At 69.4% G+C, this 15,871-nt stretch carries 16 protein-coding genes and 2 tRNA genes; 11 read left to right on the top strand and 7 right to left on the bottom strand.

All coding sequences use genetic code 11. The features are described 5' to 3' along the window. Positions 1–3: 3 nt before the first annotated feature. Both AC4PMY_RS00420 and AC4PMY_RS00415 read left to right on the top strand, forming a co-directional pair. Complete coding sequence (locus AC4PMY_RS00420; RefSeq protein ID WP_085510728.1) at positions 4–684, top strand: DsbA family oxidoreductase; 681 nt, start codon at positions 4–6, stop codon at positions 682–684. Continuing rightward, positions 681–830 carry a hypothetical protein gene (locus AC4PMY_RS00415; protein ID WP_157583269.1) on the top strand — a complete coding sequence of 50 codons (150 nt, stop codon included), beginning with the start codon at positions 681–683 and terminating at the stop codon, positions 828–830. The genes AC4PMY_RS00420 and AC4PMY_RS00415 overlap by 4 nt, the downstream gene beginning before the upstream one ends. Here AC4PMY_RS00415 and AC4PMY_RS00410 read toward each other — a convergent pair. Further along, on the bottom strand, positions 821–1,339 hold the full coding sequence (locus tag AC4PMY_RS00410) for an aminoacyl-tRNA deacylase (RefSeq protein WP_071261197.1): 519 nt from the start codon (positions 1,337–1,339) through the stop codon (positions 821–823). The two genes, AC4PMY_RS00415 and AC4PMY_RS00410, sit on opposite strands and share 10 nt — an antisense overlap. A 51-nt stretch (positions 1,340–1,390) precedes the next feature. On the opposite strand from AC4PMY_RS00410, the gene dusB reads away from it, so the two are divergent. The 5 genes from dusB (at position 1,391) to AC4PMY_RS00385 (ending at position 6,904) form a co-directional block, all read left to right on the top strand. Next, positions 1,391–2,551 (top strand): tRNA dihydrouridine synthase DusB, encoded by a 1,161-nt coding sequence (gene dusB / locus AC4PMY_RS00405; protein ID WP_071260799.1) that lies wholly within the window; start codon positions 1,391–1,393, stop codon positions 2,549–2,551. 25 nt (positions 2,552–2,576) lie between these two features. After that, positions 2,577–3,824 carry a deoxyguanosinetriphosphate triphosphohydrolase gene (locus tag AC4PMY_RS00400; RefSeq protein ID WP_082915832.1) on the top strand — a complete coding sequence of 416 codons (1,248 nt, stop codon included), beginning with the start codon at positions 2,577–2,579 and terminating at the stop codon, positions 3,822–3,824. Positions 3,825–3,912: 88 nt separating this feature from the next. Beyond that, complete coding sequence (gene dnaG / locus AC4PMY_RS00395) at positions 3,913–5,787, top strand: DNA primase (RefSeq protein WP_491621756.1); 1,875 nt, start codon at positions 3,913–3,915, stop codon at positions 5,785–5,787. 101 nt (positions 5,788–5,888) lie between these two features. Continuing rightward, on the top strand, positions 5,889–6,737 hold the full coding sequence (locus tag AC4PMY_RS00390) for an ATP-binding cassette domain-containing protein (protein ID WP_064293646.1): 849 nt from the start codon (positions 5,889–5,891) through the stop codon (positions 6,735–6,737). A gap of 94 nt (positions 6,738–6,831) precedes the next feature. Continuing rightward, a tRNA-Asn gene (locus tag AC4PMY_RS00385) sits at positions 6,832–6,904 on the top strand. 201 nt (positions 6,905–7,105) lie between these two features. On the opposite strand, the gene def is transcribed toward AC4PMY_RS00385, so the two are convergent. Next, entirely contained in the window at positions 7,106–7,672 is a 567-nt protein-coding gene (def, locus tag AC4PMY_RS00380; protein WP_064293647.1) for a peptide deformylase, read from the bottom strand. Between the two features lie 70 nt (positions 7,673–7,742). On the opposite strand from def, the gene AC4PMY_RS00375 reads away from it, so the two are divergent. The 3 genes from AC4PMY_RS00375 to AC4PMY_RS00365 all read left to right on the top strand — a co-directional run bounded on the left by AC4PMY_RS00375 (position 7,743) and on the right by AC4PMY_RS00365 (position 10,242). Next, the gene (locus tag AC4PMY_RS00375) at positions 7,743–8,723 is read left to right on the top strand and encodes a DMT family transporter (RefSeq protein WP_064293648.1); all 981 of its coding nucleotides are present in this window, start codon (positions 7,743–7,745) and stop codon (positions 8,721–8,723) included. 123 nt (positions 8,724–8,846) lie between these two features. Beyond that, a complete protein-coding gene (locus AC4PMY_RS00370; protein WP_491621755.1) occupies positions 8,847–10,127 on the top strand; it encodes a glycosyltransferase in 1,281 nt (426 codons plus the stop codon). 40 nt (positions 10,128–10,167) lie between these two features. Continuing rightward, positions 10,168–10,242, top strand: a tRNA-Ile gene (locus tag AC4PMY_RS00365). A 149-nt stretch (positions 10,243–10,391) separates the two neighbouring features. Here AC4PMY_RS00365 and AC4PMY_RS00360 read toward each other — a convergent pair. Next, the gene (locus tag AC4PMY_RS00360; RefSeq protein WP_491622674.1) at positions 10,392–11,294 is read right to left on the bottom strand and encodes an ROK family protein; all 903 of its coding nucleotides are present in this window, start codon (positions 11,292–11,294) and stop codon (positions 10,392–10,394) included. Between the two features lie 216 nt (positions 11,295–11,510). On the opposite strand from AC4PMY_RS00360, the gene AC4PMY_RS00355 reads away from it, so the two are divergent. Continuing rightward, entirely contained in the window at positions 11,511–12,014 is a 504-nt protein-coding gene (locus tag AC4PMY_RS00355; protein WP_491621754.1) for a DUF3145 domain-containing protein, read from the top strand. 199 nt (positions 12,015–12,213) lie between these two features. On the opposite strand, the gene AC4PMY_RS00350 is transcribed toward AC4PMY_RS00355, so the two are convergent. From AC4PMY_RS00350 to AC4PMY_RS00335, 4 genes are all read right to left on the bottom strand, one after another. Next, entirely contained in the window at positions 12,214–13,452 is a 1,239-nt protein-coding gene (locus tag AC4PMY_RS00350; RefSeq protein ID WP_491621753.1) for a beta-ketoacyl-[acyl-carrier-protein] synthase family protein, read from the bottom strand. A 139-nt stretch (positions 13,453–13,591) separates the two neighbouring features. Next, positions 13,592–13,840: an acyl carrier protein gene (locus AC4PMY_RS00345; protein ID WP_056006457.1), complete on the bottom strand. Its 249-nt coding sequence runs from the start codon at positions 13,838–13,840 to the stop codon at positions 13,592–13,594. 59 nt (positions 13,841–13,899) lie between these two features. Further along, positions 13,900–14,904, bottom strand: a complete 1,005-nt coding sequence (locus AC4PMY_RS00340; RefSeq protein ID WP_064293652.1) for a beta-ketoacyl-ACP synthase III — start codon at positions 14,902–14,904, stop codon at positions 13,900–13,902. A gap of 20 nt (positions 14,905–14,924) precedes the next feature. After that, a complete protein-coding gene (locus tag AC4PMY_RS00335; RefSeq protein ID WP_491621752.1) occupies positions 14,925–15,848 on the bottom strand; it encodes an ACP S-malonyltransferase in 924 nt (307 codons plus the stop codon). Between the last annotated feature and the right edge of the window lie 23 nt (positions 15,849–15,871).

The following is a 15,871-nucleotide window of genomic DNA, read 5'->3' as shown; positions in this document are numbered from 1 at the left end:
GACATGAGTGAACCCATCAAGATCGACATCTGGTCCGACATCGCCTGCCCGTGGTGCTACATCGGCAAGCGCAAGTTCGAGCGGGGTGCGGCGGAGTTCGCACAGCTCGGCGACGGACGCGAGGTCGAGGTCGAGTACCACTCCTTCGAGCTGGCACCCGACACCCCGGTCGACTTCGACGGCACCGAGATCGACTTCCTCGTGAAGCACAAGGGCATGCCGGCCGACCAGGTGCAGCAGATGCTCGATCGGGTGACGGGGATCGCCTCGGACGCCGGTCTCGAGTACGATTTCGGCATCCTCCAGCACACGAACACGGTGAAGGCGCACGAGCTCCTGCACCTCGCCAAGGCGGAGGGGAAGCAGCTCGAGATGACCGAGCGCCTCCTGCGTGCCTACTTCACCGAGGGCCGTCATGTCGGTCGCATCGAGGACCTCGCCGACCTCGCCGTCGAGGTGGGGCTCGACCGGTCCGCCGTGGTCTCGGCGCTGGAATCCGGCCAGTACACGCAGGCGGTCCGCGAGGACCAGGCGACGGCACAGGGGTACGGCATCCAGGGCGTCCCGTTCTTCGTCATCGACGGTGCCTACGGGGTGTCCGGGGCGCAGGAGGCGGCCGCGTTCACGCAGGTCCTCGAGCAGGTCTGGACGGAACGCGCGAGCACCGAGCCGGTGCAGGCGTGAGCACGGAGACGACGTCGCCTGAGCGCAGCGTCGGCGATCGACAGCCGGCGACGGTCCGGCCGGCGCTCCGACTCCTCGGGGGCGACGCCGTCGTCTGCGAGGGCGACAGTTGCCTCGTGCTCCCGTCGGAGCCGGCTCAGGACTGAGGGTCCTCCGGCTCGGTGAGGTCGGCGGTGACGGCGCCGATGGCGGCGAGGTACTCCGCCGCATCGACGAAGGCGCTCCACCCGTGCTCCCCGGCGCCGATCGAGATGCGCCCACCGCGCTCGAGGATGCGCTCGTCCGCGTAGACGGGGAGTGGAGCACTCGCGCCGAGGACGGTGATGGTGCCGCGCTCGTAGCCGGTCTCCTGGAAGGCTGTCGCCGCGTCGGGCATCGCGAGCTTGTTCACGCCGAGCAGCGTGCGGAACGGCGGCCAGGAGATCTTGCGGCCGCCCGGCACGAGGGCGAAGAGGTAGTCGCCGCTGCGACGCTTCACGACGATCGTCTTGACGATGTCTGCGGGCTCGATGCCGAGCAGCTCCGCCGCCTCGTGGAGACTGCGCGCGGGCGGTCGCTCGATCAGCTCCACATCGAGACCGAGTGCGGCGGCCGCTGCTCGGACTCGCTCGCGGCCGGACGGCTGGAGGTCGGCGGGCGGGACGGCGTCTGACATGTGGTCCTCACTGGGCGCGGGAGCGCCGATCATCTGGGAGAATCGAGGGTGATGTCTCTTCCTACCACGCTCTCGCAGCGCCCGAGCCTCGCGATCGGGCCCATCGTGCTCGACTCGCCGGTCGTGCTCGCCCCCATGGCCGGGATCACCAACACGGCGTTTCGTCGACTGTGCCGCGAATACGGTGCCGGCCTGTACGTCAGCGAGATGATCACCTCGCGCGCGCTCGTCGAACGCACGCCGGAGACCATGCGGCTCATCCAGCACCACGAGAGCGAGACGCTCCGCTCCATCCAGCTCTACGGTGTCGACCCGAAGACGGTCTCAGAGGCCGTCACCATGCTCGTCGCCGAGGATCGCGCCGACCACATCGACCTCAACTTCGGCTGCCCGGTGCCCAAGGTCACCCGCAAGGGCGGGGGAGCGGCGCTGCCCTGGAAGACCGGGCTCTTCCGCGACATCGTCGAGGGCGCGGTCCGTGCCGCAGGCGACGTCCCGCTCACGATCAAGATGCGCAAGGGCATCGACTCCGGCCACCTCACCTACCTCGAGGCCGGTCGGATCGCCGAGGGCGCCGGTGTGGCGTCGATCGCGCTGCACGCCCGGACCGCCGCCGAGTTCTACTCCGGCCACGCGGACTGGTCGGCGATCACCAAGCTCAAGGAGACGGTCACCTCGGTGCCGGTCCTCGGGAACGGCGACATCTGGTCGGGCGAGGACGCTCTCCGGATGGTCGACGAGACGGGTTGCGACGGCGTCGTCGTGGGCCGCGGTTGCCTCGGTCGCCCCTGGCTCTTCGGCGACCTCAGCTCGGCGTTCGCCGGCGAGGGCGGCAAGGCGGAGCCGTCTCTCGGCGACGTCGCGGCCGCGTTCCGGCGTCACGCCGAGCTCCTGGCCGAGTTCTTCGAGAGCGAGGAGCGCGGCTGCCGCGACATCCGGAAGCACGTCGCCTGGTACTTCAAGGGCTACCCGGTCGGAGGAGACCTCCGCGCGAGCCTCGCGACCGTGGAGTCGCTCGACCAGCTCGACGACCTCCTCGCGACCCTCGACTGGACGGCCCCCTACCCGGGCGCCGCGGCCGAAGGCCAGCGCGGACGCGCGGGCACGCCGAAACGACCGGCACTGCCCTACGGCTGGCTCGACTCGCAGTCGCTGGGCGCCGACGAGCAGACCGAGATCGCGGGAGCGGAACTGGACCACAGTGGCGGATAGCATCATCGAGCAGGGGAGCGTCTCCATGGATCGGGACGGCTACAGCCTGCACGACGAAGAACGCTGGATGCCCGAGCACCACTCGACGCGACGCTCCGACTTCGCGCGCGATCGTGCACGGCTGTTGCACTCCAGTGCCCTCCGGCGACTCGCCGCCAAGACCCAGGTGCTCAGCCCGACGAGCGGCGTCGACTTCGCCCGGAACCGGCTGACGCACTCGCTCGAGGTTGCTCAGGTCGGTCGCGAGCTGGCAGCCAGCCTCGACCTCGCTCCGGACGTCGTCGACACGGCGTGCCTCGCACACGACCTCGGTCACCCGCCGTTCGGTCACAACGGCGAACGAGCGCTCAACGACTGGTCCGCCGCGATCGGCGGGTTCGAGGGCAACGCCCAGACCCTGCGGATCCTCACGCGCCTCGAATCCAAGGTCTTCGGTCCCGACGGTGAGCCGTACGGTCTGAACCTCACCCGCGCGAGTCTCGACGCCAGCTGCAAGTACCCGTGGCCGGCCGCCCAGTCGGTGCCGGATCCCGGTGGCCGGGCCAAGTTCGGGTTCTTCGACGAGGACTCCGCGGCCTTCCGCTGGTTGCGAGCCGGCGCTCCCGAGCGCGTCCGCTGCGTCGAGGCGCAGGTCATGGACCTCGCGGACGACATCGCCTACTCCGTGCACGACTTCGAGGACGCCGTCGTCGGGGAGTACATCGACCCGGCGTTCCTGAACGCCCGCGCAGGTCACGACCGCCTGATCGACACAGCGCTGTCCTGGGCCGGCGACGACTTCACCCACGACGACCTCGCCGCCGCCTTCGACCGGCTGCAGTCCTCGCACACCTGGATCACCGCCTGGGACGGCTCCCGGCGCGACCTCGGTCGGCTCAAGAACTTCACGAGCCAGATGATCGGTCGGTTCGCCGGTGCGGCGACCGCGGCGACGCGGGAGGCCTTCCCGCAGGCCAGCCTCGTGCGGTTCGGGGCCGACGTCGTGGTGCCCCATGGCATCCAGGCCGAGATCGCCCTCCTCAAGGGGATCGTCGCCGCGTTCGTGATGTACAGCGACTCCCGCCAGCCGCTGTACGTCCGGCAGCGGGAGATCCTCATCGAACTGTCGGACGCGGTGTTCGCGCTCGGCGAGTCGGCCCTCGACGTCGGCTTCGCGGCGGACTGGCGCGCAGCCGGTTCCGACGCGGAACGCCGTCGCGTCGTCGTGGATCAGATCGCGAGCCTGACCGATCAGAGCGCCCTCTCCTGGCACGAACGGCATGTCGGCGCCTGACGCTCCTCCACACAGGAGCGGGACTCGGACTCCGCTGCGCGGAGGCCCTCAGGGATGGACGATGGACGCACGAGACTAGGATCGAAGCATGGCCGGACGGATTCGACAGAGCGATGTTGAAGAGGTCAAGGCACGCACCAACATCGGCGACGTCGTCGGCGACTACGTCTCGCTGAAGTCCGCCGGTGTCGGCTCGCTGAAGGGCTTGTGCCCCTTCCACGACGAACGCAGCCCGAGCTTCCACGTGCGCCCCACGGTCGGGCTGTACCACTGCTTCGGCTGTGGCGAGAGCGGCGACGTCTACAGCTTCCTGCAGAAGATGGACCACGTGACGTTCGCGGAGTCGGTGGAACGTCTCGCGCAGCGCATCGGGTACCCGCTCAGCTACGAGGAGGGCGGTGGCAAGGTCGACCACGGCAACCGGGCGCGGCTCTTCGCCGCCAACCAGGCTGCCGCCGAGTACTTCCAGCAGCAGCTCCACGACGGCGACGCCGACCTCGGGCGGCGGTTTCTCGGCGAACGCGGCTTCGACGCCGCCGCCGCCGACCACTTCGGGATCGGGTTCGCGCCTGCCGGCTGGGACCACCTCATGAAGGCACTGCGGTCCCGCGGATTCTCCGACGAGGAGATGCTCGCGGCCGGTCTCGTGTCGAGCGGCGACCGCGGTGTCTACGACCGGTTCCGCGGACGCCTCATCTGGCCGATCCGCGATACGACCGGGCAGGTGCTCGGCTTCGGAGCCCGGCGCCTCCGCGACGATGACAAGGGGCCGAAATACCTCAACACCCCGGAGACGGCGATCTACCACAAGGCGCAGGTCCTCTACGGCCTCGACCTCGCCAAACGCGACATCTCGCGCGGCAAGCGGGTCGTCGTCGTCGAGGGGTACACCGACGTCATGGCCTGCCACCTGGCAGGGGAGACCACCGCGGTGGCGACCTGCGGGACCTCGTTCGGGGTCGACCACATCAAGATGATCCGCCGCGTCATGGGCGACGACTCCGCCACCGGCGAGGTCATCTTCACCTTCGACCCTGACGAGGCGGGGCAGAAGGCCGCGACGCGTGCGTTCGGTGAGGAAAAGCGCTTCTCCGCCCAGACGTACGTCGCGGTGTCCTCCGACGGCCTCGACCCCTGCGACCTCCGCCTCAACCGCGGTGACGGCGCCATCCGGAAACTCGTCGACGGCCGAGAGCCGATGTTCGAGTTCATCATCCGGCGGACGCTGGCGGGCTTCGACCTCGAGACGGTCGAGGGCCGCGTCGGCGCACTCCGTGCGGCCGCGCCGGTCGTCGCCGAGATCCGCGACCCCTCGCTCCGTCCCGGGTACACCCGCGTGCTCGCGAAGCAGCTCGGCATGGAACTCGACGAGGTGGCCCGCGCCGTGCGGGCCGCCGGCGGTGCCGCCGCAGGAGGCTCGCAGAACGCCGCACGAGACGCCCGCCAGCAGGGCCCTGGCGCACTCGCTGCCGAGCCGCCGCGCGAGCGACAGGCCTCGCTCAACGACCTGCCCAAGGACCCGTCGACGCGGCTCGAGCAAGATGCCCTCCGTGCGATCCTGCAGCTGCCCCAACACCTCGAACGTCCCATGCTGGAGCGCGCGGTCCAGAGCTCGGTCGCCAACACTTCCCTCGCCGTGGTGCGCGACGCCATGAGTGTGAGCCTCGACCACCTCGGGACCAAGGCCTGGCTCGAGACCGTCATCGCACAGGTCCCACCCGGCTTCGACGGACTGGTACGCGAGCTCGGAGTGTCCCCATTACCCGAGACGAACGAGGAGAAGCTGCCGAGTTATGTCCGGGACATCGCGCGGGCGTTGATCGACCGCGACCTCCTCGGTCGTAAGGCGGCGCTGCTCGGGTCGTTGCGTCGCACCGACCCCCGCGACGAGTCCCATCGGGAGATCACCCGGCAGCTTGCAGACGTCGAGGCGGAACGGCGAGCGCTCCGCGCCGAGGCCTGACGCGGTCTGCCTCCACCGAGCGTGGCACGTGGCCCCGCCGGGATCGCCGGATACACTCGATGGCGATCCGGTGGCTCCCGTGCACCGGAAGGAGAGGTCTCATGAAGCACCCAGAGCAGGACGGACCCGCGGTCCGGGCGAGTGATCTGAGCGTCGACTACGCCGCTCACGGCGTGAGTCCGAGCAACCGAGCCCTGGACGGCATCAGCTTCGAGCTGCCCGTCGGCGGCTCGCTCGGGGTCATCGGCAGCTCGGGATCGGGGAAGAGCACGCTCCTGCGGGTGCTGTCCGGACGCCACCTGACCGGAGCGGACTCCCGTCCGTTCGTGTCCGGCGGCGACGTGAGCACGCTCGGTCGCTCCATGCGCAAGGTGGGCCGCAGAGAACTCACGAAGCTCACGTTCGAGGTGTCGCTGCTCGAGCAGGAAGCCGGTGCGCACCTGAAGCCCGAGCTCACCGTCACGGAGCTCATCTCGGAACCGGTCCTGGCGCGCGACAAGAAGTTCAGCGAGCAGGCGCTCGGCGTCCGGGTCGCCACATTGCTGGACGCCGTGCAGATGCCGCTCTCCAGTCTCGACAAGTACCCTTACGAGCTGAGTGGTGGTCAGCGGCAGCGGATCGCCATCGCGCGCGCCCTCGTCCTCGGCCCGAAGGTGTTCATCGCCGACGAACCGACGGCCGGCATCGACATCACGGTCCGGCATACGGTGACCGAGTTGCTCGACGGGTTCCGACGCGACGGCGGTACGGTCATCGTCGTGACACACGACCTCGCCATGCTCCGCGAGGTGACCGATGACGTGCTGGCGCTCCACCAGTCGCGGGTCGTGGGCTACGGCCCGATCGACGCGATGCTCGCCGATCCGCCGCACGAGTTCCTCGCGGCGCTCGCCCAGTCGGGCGGCACCGAGACCCAGTACGAGACGCCCGAGGCCGTCGGCATCGATTGATCGCGTGTCGATTTGGCGTCTGCGAATCCTTTGCTACAGTAGATACGCGCTGCAACGCAGAGGCCGGATTCGTCCGGCCGGTCGAAGCACGTATTCCTCGATAGCTCAATTGGCAGAGCAATCGACTGTTAATCGATAGGTTGTTGGTTCGAGTCCAACTCGAGGAGCTGCACAGAGTCCCCCGGTCCATACGGACCGGGGGATTCGTCGTTCGAGGCCGGTTTCACGAAATCGACGGGGACGCCGTAGACTGGACAACGAGGCCCGAAGACTCCACTCTTCGGGCCTCGTTGCATGTCCGGACACCCTGCGCCTGTCGAGGTGACGCCGTATCGATCGTGCCGGCGTCGTGTCCCCGTCGAGGTGGTTCAGCCCTCGAGGTCGTCGCGACCCGGCAGCCAGGAGATCCCGGGTACGCCCCAGCCCGCCTTGCGGATCGCCTTCGCCGCTCGGCGCGAGTGCGGCAGTTCGAGGCGGTCCACGTAGAGCACGCCGTTGAGGTGGTCGAACTCGTGCTGCAGGATGCGTGCGCGCCAGCCGACGACCCGCAGCTCGACCGGATCACCCTCGAGGTCGGTCCCGATGAGCATGGCTGCTTCCGCGCGACGGAGCGGGTGCCGCTCGCCTGGGACGGAGAGGCAGCCTTCCGACTCGGCCTCCTCGTCGAGCTCGCCCACCGGCGGGGGACTGATCCACAGCACCGGGTTGATCGCGACGCCACGCCACGGCTGGCCGTCGTCGTCCTCGTAGCTGTAGACGAAGAGGCGCAGCGGGACCCCGACCTGCGGAGCCGCGAGTCCGACCCCGGGAGCGAGATCCATGGTCTCGTACATGTCGGCGACGAGGCGCCGGAGGTCGTCGTCCACGGTGGTGACCGGTCGGGCGACGGAATGGAGCACCGGGTCACCGGTCACGTGGATCTCGAGAATTGCCATTGCTCGAGCCTATCCGCTGGGCTCGGCCTGCCGCGCCGGGATCGGCGGGGCTGCGGGGTACCCTCGACGGGTGATCCCCTCCGCCATCGACATCGCCGACCTCGCGGACGACTTCACCCGGAACCCCTCCCAGCTGCTCGGCATCCCGTTCGCACTCCTCGGCGCGGTCTTCCTCTCGCTCGGGGCGCAATTGCAGCACCGGGGCGTGGCGAAGGTCGAGTCGTCGAGCGGCACCGACGCGACCTCAGGGCTCAACGTCGCCCAGCTCCTGGCGCTGCTCAGTCGGCCGTCCTGGGTGACCGGAACGGTGATGCTCGGGCTCGCGATCGTGCTCCAGCTCGGCAGCCTGTCCCTCGCGCCGATCACCCTCGTCCAGCCGTTGGGCGCGGTCGCGCTCGTCATCACGGCGGTGGTGAACAGCAGGATCAGCGGTGTCCGGTTGAACCGTCGATCGGTCGTCGCGATCGTCGCCTGCGTCGGCGGCGTCGGCCTGTTCGTGACGATCGCCGCGGTCTTCACTGGCGAGCACCGGATCACCGAGGCCGAGCTCGTCACGATCCTGGTGATGCTCGGCGTCGTACTCCTGGTGTTCGGGCTCGGCTTCATGGTGTTCCGCTCCCGCTTCACGGCCATCTTCTACATCGTCGGGACCGGCGTGCTCTACGGCTTCGTCGCGACGCTCGCCAAGGTCATCATCGGACGGCTGCAGCAGGGCGAGTTCGACTGGCTCACGGTCCTCTGCGGGCTCGGCCTCGTCGCCGCGAGTGCGCTCGGCGGCTACTTCGTGCAGACCGCCTACTCCTCGGGACCTCCCGACCTCGTCATCGCGGGTCTGACGGTCATCGACCCGATGATCGCCGTCGGCATCGGCATCATCGTGCTGGGGGAGGCGAGCAACGCACCGTTCTGGGCGGGCTTCGGCTTCGTCGTGGCCGGCGCGATCGCCGTGTGGGGCGTCTTCCAGCTCGCTCGCCATCACCCGCAGGTGAGCCAGACGCCGGCGGCCGCAGCAGCTGCGAAGGCCCTCGCGACCGGCGACGCGCCCGCCTGAGCCCTGGAGCCCGAACGGGCTGCAGGTATGCTTGAGCATGGCGTTCCGCGCCGCATCAGGGTCGTGAGCGACCGCCCGCACCCCCTCACATCACTGGCCAAGCACAGAGGAATCACCGATACCTTGACTTCTCCCGACGACCAGCACCTCGCGAAAGCGTCCAGCACGACGCCGACCCCCGACACCCACAAGCCGCTGCGGGTGGTCATCGGCGCCGACACCTTCTCGCCCGACGTGAACGGCGCCGCACGCTTCGCCGAGCGCCTCGCGGCCGGACTCGTCCGCCGAGGCCACGACGTCCACATCGTGGCGCCCGCGGGCTCGCGCAAGTTCGGCACGTGGAGGGAGACCCACGAGGGTCAGACGATGACGGCGCACCGCCTCTTCAGTCTCCGGTGGTACCCGCACGACTGGCTGCGCTTCGCGATGCCGTGGTCGATGCGACGGAACGCCCGGAAGATCCTCGACCGCGTCAAGCCCGACGTCGTGCACCTGCAGTCGCACATCGTGGTCGGCCGTGGTCTCTCGATCGAGGCCGAGCAACGCGGCATCCGCATGGTGGCGACGAACCACATCATGCCCGACAACATCCTCGACTTCACCGTCATCCCCAAGCGCACCCAGGAGTGGCTCGTCCGGACGCAGTGGGCTGCCGCCCGTCGCGTGTTCGATCGTGCCTTCGCCGTGACGACCCCGACGCGCAAGGCCGCCGACTTCCTGGAGCAGTTCACGGGCCTGACCGGTGTGCACGCGATCTCCTGCGGGATCGAGGCCGGACAGTACACGCCGTCGTTCGAACCGCGGAAGCGGAACACCATCCTCTTCGTGGGTCGCATCACGAGCGAGAAGCAGATCGACGTGCTCCTGCGTGCGCTCACGAAACTCCCGAAGGAACTCGACGCCCACGTCGACGTCATCGGTGGCGGCGACCAGGCGAAGAACCTCGAGCAGCTGACCCAGCAGCTCGGCATCGGTGACCGCGTCCGTTTCCTCGGCAAGGTGTCCGACGATGAGGTGAAGCAGGCCTACACGAACGCCACCGTCTTCGCGATGCCGTCCATCGCCGAGCTGCAGAGCATCGCGACGATGGAGGCCATGGCCTCCGGTCTCCCGGTGGTCGCGGCCGACGCCATGGCGCTGCCCCACCTCGTGCACGATCAGGTCAACGGGTACCTGTTCGAGCCGGGCAACGTCGACGCCCTGGCCGAGCGGCTCGCCACGGTACTCAGCGCCTCGCCCGAGGAGTACCGCCGGATGCAGGACGCATCGTTGGAGCTCGTCTCCGCACACGACATCGAGCGCACGCTCGACACCTTCGAAGCGCTCTACCGCGGCGAGCAGGTCGTCGACCCGACGACCGAGCGTCACACGGCGACCGCAGACCGCCAGGAATCCGCGGACTGACTCCCGCCCGGCGGGCCACTCGGTACACTGGGTTCCGCGCGGGGCGGTAGCCAAGCTGGTGAAGGCATTCGGCTCATAACCGAACGATGCGTGGGTTCAAGTCCCACCCGCCCTACCGATATCCGGTCCATGAGCTTGTCGAAGGGGCCCTTCGACAGGCTCAGGGACCGGTGCGGGGTTGCTCAGGGATCGGTGCGGGGTTACTCAGGGACCGGGATGGGGCGGCTCGGGGACCGGTGGCGTTCCGGATCGGGACGTGCGCGTTCAGTCCGCGAGGACGAGGGCGGCGGCGCCGATGAGCGGCCCGTCGGCGTCGAGCCCGGCCGGGACCACGCGCAGCTCACGGGCGTAGGCGTGCAGCGCAGCCGCGGTCGCAGCCTCTTGGACGAGGTCGAGGTAGTCGGGGGAGACCCGCGAGAACCCGCCGCCGATCGCGACGCGTTCCAGGTCGAGCAGGGTGGTGATGCTGCAAAGGGCTTCGCCGACGGCCTCGGCGGAACGCCGGACGGCGCGGATCGCGATCTCCGTTCCGGCCGCGTAGTCGGCCCCGAGCTGTTCGCCCGTCGCGCCGGTCCATCCCTGGGCGCGCGCCCAGGCTACCGTCGCGGTCCCTGACGCGATGCCCTCCAACGTCCAGGGCGTGCCGACGGCATCCGGTTCGCGTCGGCGGAGCTGCATCTGTCCGAGGTGGCCGGCGTTGCCCGAGGTGCCGGGGACGAGTCGGGATCCGAGGATGATCCCTCCACCGATCCCAGTGGAGACGACGATGCCCATACTGTTCTCGGTTCCGCGGAGTGCGCCCTGCCAGTGCTCGGCCAGGGCGATGCAGGTGCCGTCGAGGCGGAGTTCCACCGGACCGGACGTGAAGCGCCGGAGTTCCGCCACGACGGGGAAGTCGGCGAGTCGGGGGAGGTTGATCGGCGAGACGGTGCCGTCGGTCCTGCCGATGGGGCCGGCAGAACCGATCCCGACTCCGGATATGGGCCCGCCATGGGCCGAGACGCTCCGTTCGGCGGTCTGAAGGATCGACGCCACGAGCTCCGCGCGGGTGTCCGCGGCGCCCGTCGGGCCGCGGAACCGGGTGCCGGGCATGATTCGTCCCTCGGCGTCGACGACGGCCGCTTCGACCTTCGTGCCGCCGATGTCGATCGCGAGGGCCTCGTGCATCACCGCTCCATCCTGGAGGGCCGTCGGTCCGGGCCGGCTCCCGATCCAGCGTACTGGGAACGACACGGTTGTCATTCCTCCAGGTCATGGGGCATAATGCTCGTATCGGCGCGAGTCGAACAACTGCATACACGGAGGTCCGGTCAGCCGGACACCGACATGGATCGCACTGCATGGGTCGTTGGGGAAGACGCACCCGGACGCAGTGGAGGAATCATGTCGACACCGATGACGAAGGGTGTGCTGTTCGTGCACTCGTCGCCTCGCGCGCTCTGCCCGCACCTCGAATGGGCGGCAGGTCGCGCTCTTGGTCGTGCCATCAGTTTCGACTGGGAAGACCAGCCGATCCTCCGCGGTGCGCAGCGTGCCGAGGTCTTCTGGGAAGGCCCGCACGGCACCGGAGCCGCACTCGCCTCAGCCCTGCGCGGCTGGGAGCACCTCCGCTACGAGGTGAGCGAAGACCCGACCCAGGGCGTCGACGGTGCCCGGTGGATGCACACGCCCGACCTCGGGATCTTCTACGCACAGACCGACAGCATCGGCAACGTCGTCGTCCCGGAGGATCGCATCCGGTACGCCATGGAGGTCGGCGCCGGGAACGCCGCCGAACTCCAGCGCGAACTCCGCGTCGCGCTCGGACAGCCGTGGGACGACGAACTCGAGCCGTTCCGTCACGCCGGCGACGGGTCCTCCGTCATCTGGCTGCACAACGTGGGCTGATCCGGCCCCGCCGGCGCGGCGGCACCGCGCACGCGAGACAACTTCACAGACGACAGGGTGCCCACGTGGCGTGGACCGTGCGAGGTCGGTGACACTCCCGGCAGACACGAGGTGACGAAACGGCGGCACCCTGGTCAGTAGACGACGACGGGTCGTGGTGCATGCACCACGACCCGTCGTCGTCTCCGTCGCGGACGGCTCAGTAGCTCCGGAACGCGACGACCGCGTTGTGGCCGCCGAACCCGAACGAGTTGCTGATGGCGAGCAGGTCGCCGGACCCGAGCTCACGCGGCGTCGTGACGACGTCGAGCGGGATCTCCGGGTCCTGGTTGTCGAGGTTGATGGTCGGTGGGATGACCCGGTGGTGCAGGGCGAGCGCCGTGTAGGCCGCTTCGATGGCACCCGCGCCGCCGAGGAGGTGGCCGGTCGAGGCCTTGGTCGCCGTCACGGCGATGTCGTCGAGGTGGGCACCGAAGACCCGACGCAGCGCGTTGTACTCCGCGATGTCGCCGACAGGCGTGCTCGTGGCGTGTGCGTTGACGTGCACGACGTCGTCGAGCGACGCGCCGCCGTTCTCGACGGCCGCACGCATGGCGCGGGCCGCAGCCGAACCCTCGGGGTCGGGAGCGGTGATGTGGTAGGCGTCGCTCGTCACCGCACCACCGAGGAGCTCGGCGTAGATGCGGGCGCCACGGGCCTTGGCGTGCTCCTCGGTCTCGACGATGAGCGCCGCAGCACCTTCACCGAGGACGAAGCCGTCGCGGTCGACGTCGTAGGGACGCGAGGCGATGGCGGGGTCGTCGTTGCGCTTGGACAACGCCTGCATCGCAGCGAAGGACGCGAGCGGGAGCGGGTGGATGGCGGCTTCGGAGCCACCGGCCACGACGATGTCGGCGAGGCCGGCCTGGAGGTGGTCGTAGGCGTTGGCGAGCGACTCGGTGCTGGAAGCGCAGGCGGAGACGACGGTGCGCTCCCCGCCTCGGGCACCGAGGTCCATGCCGATCGCCGCTGCGGGGCCGTTCGGCATGAGCATCGGGACGGTCATGGGGAGGACGCGGCGGGGGCCCTTCTCGCGCAGGGTGTCCCAGGCGTCGAGGAGCGTCCACACGCCGCCGATGCCGGTGGCCCAGTCGACGAGGAGTCGCTCCGGGTCGACCTCTGGAGAGCCGGCGTCCTGCCAGGCTTCGCGCGCGGCGATCAGGGCGAACTGGCTCGACGGGTCGAGGCGCTTGACCTCACGGCGATCGAGGATGTCCGCGGTGGGGACAGCTGCCTGCGCGGCGAAGCGTACGGGCAGCTCGAGCTCCTCAGCCCACGGCTGCTCGAGACGGCTCGCGCCGCTCTTGCCGGCGAGGAGATTGTCCCAGGAGTCGGTGGCGTTGCCGCCGAGGGGAGTGGTGGCACCGATGCCGGTGATGACGATGCGTTTGGTGGTCATTCAGTCAAACCTTCTGTGGAGACGACGAGGGGATCCGAGCCCTGCGGCGGTCGAGCCCGTGTCCGGACGGACGAGCCGCCTCGAACGCCGAAGGGCCGGTCGGCCAACTGCCGGCCGACCCTTCAGCACTGCGCTGGGACTAGCCCTGAGCCTTGACGATGAAGTCGACGGCGTCGCCGACGGTCTTCAGGTTCTTGACCTCTTCGTCCGGGATCTTCACGTCGAACTTCTCCTCCGCGTTGACGACGATGGTCATCATGGAGATCGAGTCGATGTCGAGGTCGTCGGTGAACGACTTGTCCAGCTCGACGGTGTCGGTCGCGATGCCGGTCTCGTCGTTGATCAGCTCGGCCAGGCCGGCGAGGACTTCTTCGGTGGACAGTGCCATTGTTCTACTCCTTGGGTGAGGTTTGACCGTAGTCGAGTGTAGTCGCGTCGGGCGTCCTGCTACGGCAGGACGACGACCTGAGCGCCGAAGACCAGTCCGGCACCGAACCCGATCTGCAGGGCGAGACCGCCGCTGAGCTCGGGGTGCCCCTGGAGGAGCCGGTGGGTGGCGAGCGGGATGGACGCCGCCGAGGTGTTGCCGGTGGTCTCGATGTCGCGCGCGATGACGACGGTCTCCGGCAGCTTGAGCTGCTTGGCGAACTCGTCGACGATGCGCATGTTGGCCTGGTGGGGGATGAAGGCCGCGAGGTCGGAGGCCTCGACGCCCGCTTCCTCCAGGGCCTGCTTGGCGACCTTGGCCATCTCCCAGACCGCCCATCGGAAGACCGTCTGGCCCTCCTGGCGCAGGGTCGGCCAGGCGGCGGTGCCGTCGCGGAACTCGGTGAGCGTGCCGCTCATGCCGACGGCGTCGGCCTTCGAGCCGTCGGATCCCCACACCGTGGGGGAGATGCCGGGGAAGTCGCTCGGCCCGACGACGGCCGCGCCTGCTCCGTCACCGAGGAGGAACGAGATCGACCGGTCGGTCGGATCGACGATGTCGGACAGCTTCTCGGCGCCGATGACGAGCGCGTAGTGGGCCGCGCCCGATCGGATGAGTGCGTCGGCCTGGGCGATCGCGTAGGCGTATCCGGCACACGCGGCGTTGAGGTCGTAGGCGGCCGCAGGGTTCGCTCCGACGCGGTCGGCCACGACGGCCGCCATCGACGGGGACTGCTGGACGTTGCTGATCGTCGCGATGAGGACGAGGTCGACCTGCTCGGCCGAGATGCCCGCGGCTGCGATGGCCTCCGCACCGGCTTCGGCTGCGAGGTCGACGGCGCTGACGTCCGCGGACGCCCGCGTGCGGGTGACGATGCCGGTGCGCTGCTGGATCCACTCGTCGGACGAGTTGATCGGACCGACGAGGTCGTCGTTCGGGACGCTGAGGTCTCCGCGAGCTGCGCCGAGGCCGAGGATGCGGGTGAACTCGGGACCGCGCGACTGCTTGAGGGTGGGGGTGGTCATTGACTGGTTCTCCGTCTGCGCTACTGCTGGGCGATGAGGTCGAGGGCTGCCGGCAGGTCGTCGGGGGTCTTGATGGCGACCGTCGGCACGCCCTTCAGGCCGCGACGTGCGAGTCCGGTGAGCGCCCCGGCGGGGGCGAGCTCGATGAGTCCGGTGATCCCTGCGGCGCTGAACGCGTCCATGCACAGGTCCCAGCGTACCGGGGAGGCGACCTGGCCGATGAGGAGGTCGAAGAACGCCGTACCCGAGGTGACCTCGGTGCCGTCGTGGTTCGTCCAGATGCGGAGCGTCGGGTCCTGGGGCTCGACCGTGCGGCTCGCGCCGGCCAGCCAGTCCCGGGCCGACTGCATGTAGCTCGTGTGGAAGGCGCCTGCGACCTGCAGCGGGATCACCCGCGTGCCCTTGAGCGGCTCGTCGGCGAGTCGGGCGAGGGCGTCGTGCGCGCCGGCGACGACGATCTGGCCGCCCCCGTTGTAGTTGGCGGGCTCCAGCCCGAAGGAACGGACGTGCGCGACGACGGCGTCCTGGTCGCCACCGAGGACGGCACTCATGCCCGTCGGGGTGGTGGCTGCGGCTTCGGCCATGGCCACGGCGCGTTCGCTCACGAAGCTCATCGCGTCGCTGTCCGAGAGGATGCCGGCGCCATAGGCCGCGGTGATCTCGCCGACGGAGTGTCCGGCGATGCCGCCGAACGGCGCGGCGTCGGTGGGGAGGGCCTTCCGCAGGGCGTCCAAGGCGACGATGCCGGCCGCGACGATGAGTGGCTGGGCCACCGCGGTGTCGCGGATGGTGTCGGCGTCGGAGACGGTGCCGTGCTTGACGAGGTCGAGTCCGGCTTCGTCGGAGAAGCGCTCGAGCGCGTCCTTCGCGGAGGCGTCCTGCAACCAGGGGTCGAGGAAGCCGGGGGTTTGGGAGCCCTGTCCAGGGCAGGCGATGACGATCACCGCTCCAGTCTGCCAACCGGAGG

Source organism: Plantibacter sp. MDV22-iso1 (assembly GCF_058408345.1).
This window is presented reverse-complemented; position numbering and strand designations above follow the sequence as displayed.

What these genes read in the sequence shown, in the direction of transcription:
- AC4PMY_RS00420 (WP_085510728.1), top strand. Translation starts at nt 4, where the DNA reads ATGAGTGAACCCATCAAGATCGACATCTGGTCCGACATCGCCTGCCCG.
- AC4PMY_RS00410 (WP_071261197.1), bottom strand. Translation starts at nt 1,339, where the DNA reads ATGTCAGACGCCGTCCCGCCCGCCGACCTCCAGCCGTCCGGCCGCGAG.
- dusB (WP_071260799.1), top strand. Translation starts at nt 1,391, where the DNA reads ATGTCTCTTCCTACCACGCTCTCGCAGCGCCCGAGCCTCGCGATCGGG.
- AC4PMY_RS00400 (WP_082915832.1), top strand. Translation starts at nt 2,577, where the DNA reads ATGGATCGGGACGGCTACAGCCTGCACGACGAAGAACGCTGGATGCCC.
- dnaG (WP_491621756.1), top strand. Translation starts at nt 3,913, where the DNA reads ATGGCCGGACGGATTCGACAGAGCGATGTTGAAGAGGTCAAGGCACGC.
- AC4PMY_RS00390 (WP_064293646.1), top strand. Translation starts at nt 5,889, where the DNA reads ATGAAGCACCCAGAGCAGGACGGACCCGCGGTCCGGGCGAGTGATCTG.
- def (WP_064293647.1), bottom strand. Translation starts at nt 7,672, where the DNA reads ATGGCAATTCTCGAGATCCACGTGACCGGTGACCCGGTGCTCCATTCC.
- AC4PMY_RS00360 (WP_491622674.1), bottom strand. Translation starts at nt 11,294, where the DNA reads ATGCACGAGGCCCTCGCGATCGACATCGGCGGCACGAAGGTCGAAGCG.
- AC4PMY_RS00355 (WP_491621754.1), top strand. Translation starts at nt 11,511, where the DNA reads ATGTCGACACCGATGACGAAGGGTGTGCTGTTCGTGCACTCGTCGCCT.
- AC4PMY_RS00350 (WP_491621753.1), bottom strand. Translation starts at nt 13,452, where the DNA reads ATGACCACCAAACGCATCGTCATCACCGGCATCGGTGCCACCACTCCC.
- AC4PMY_RS00345 (WP_056006457.1), bottom strand. Translation starts at nt 13,840, where the DNA reads ATGGCACTGTCCACCGAAGAAGTCCTCGCCGGCCTGGCCGAGCTGATC.
- AC4PMY_RS00340 (WP_064293652.1), bottom strand. Translation starts at nt 14,904, where the DNA reads ATGACCACCCCCACCCTCAAGCAGTCGCGCGGTCCCGAGTTCACCCGC.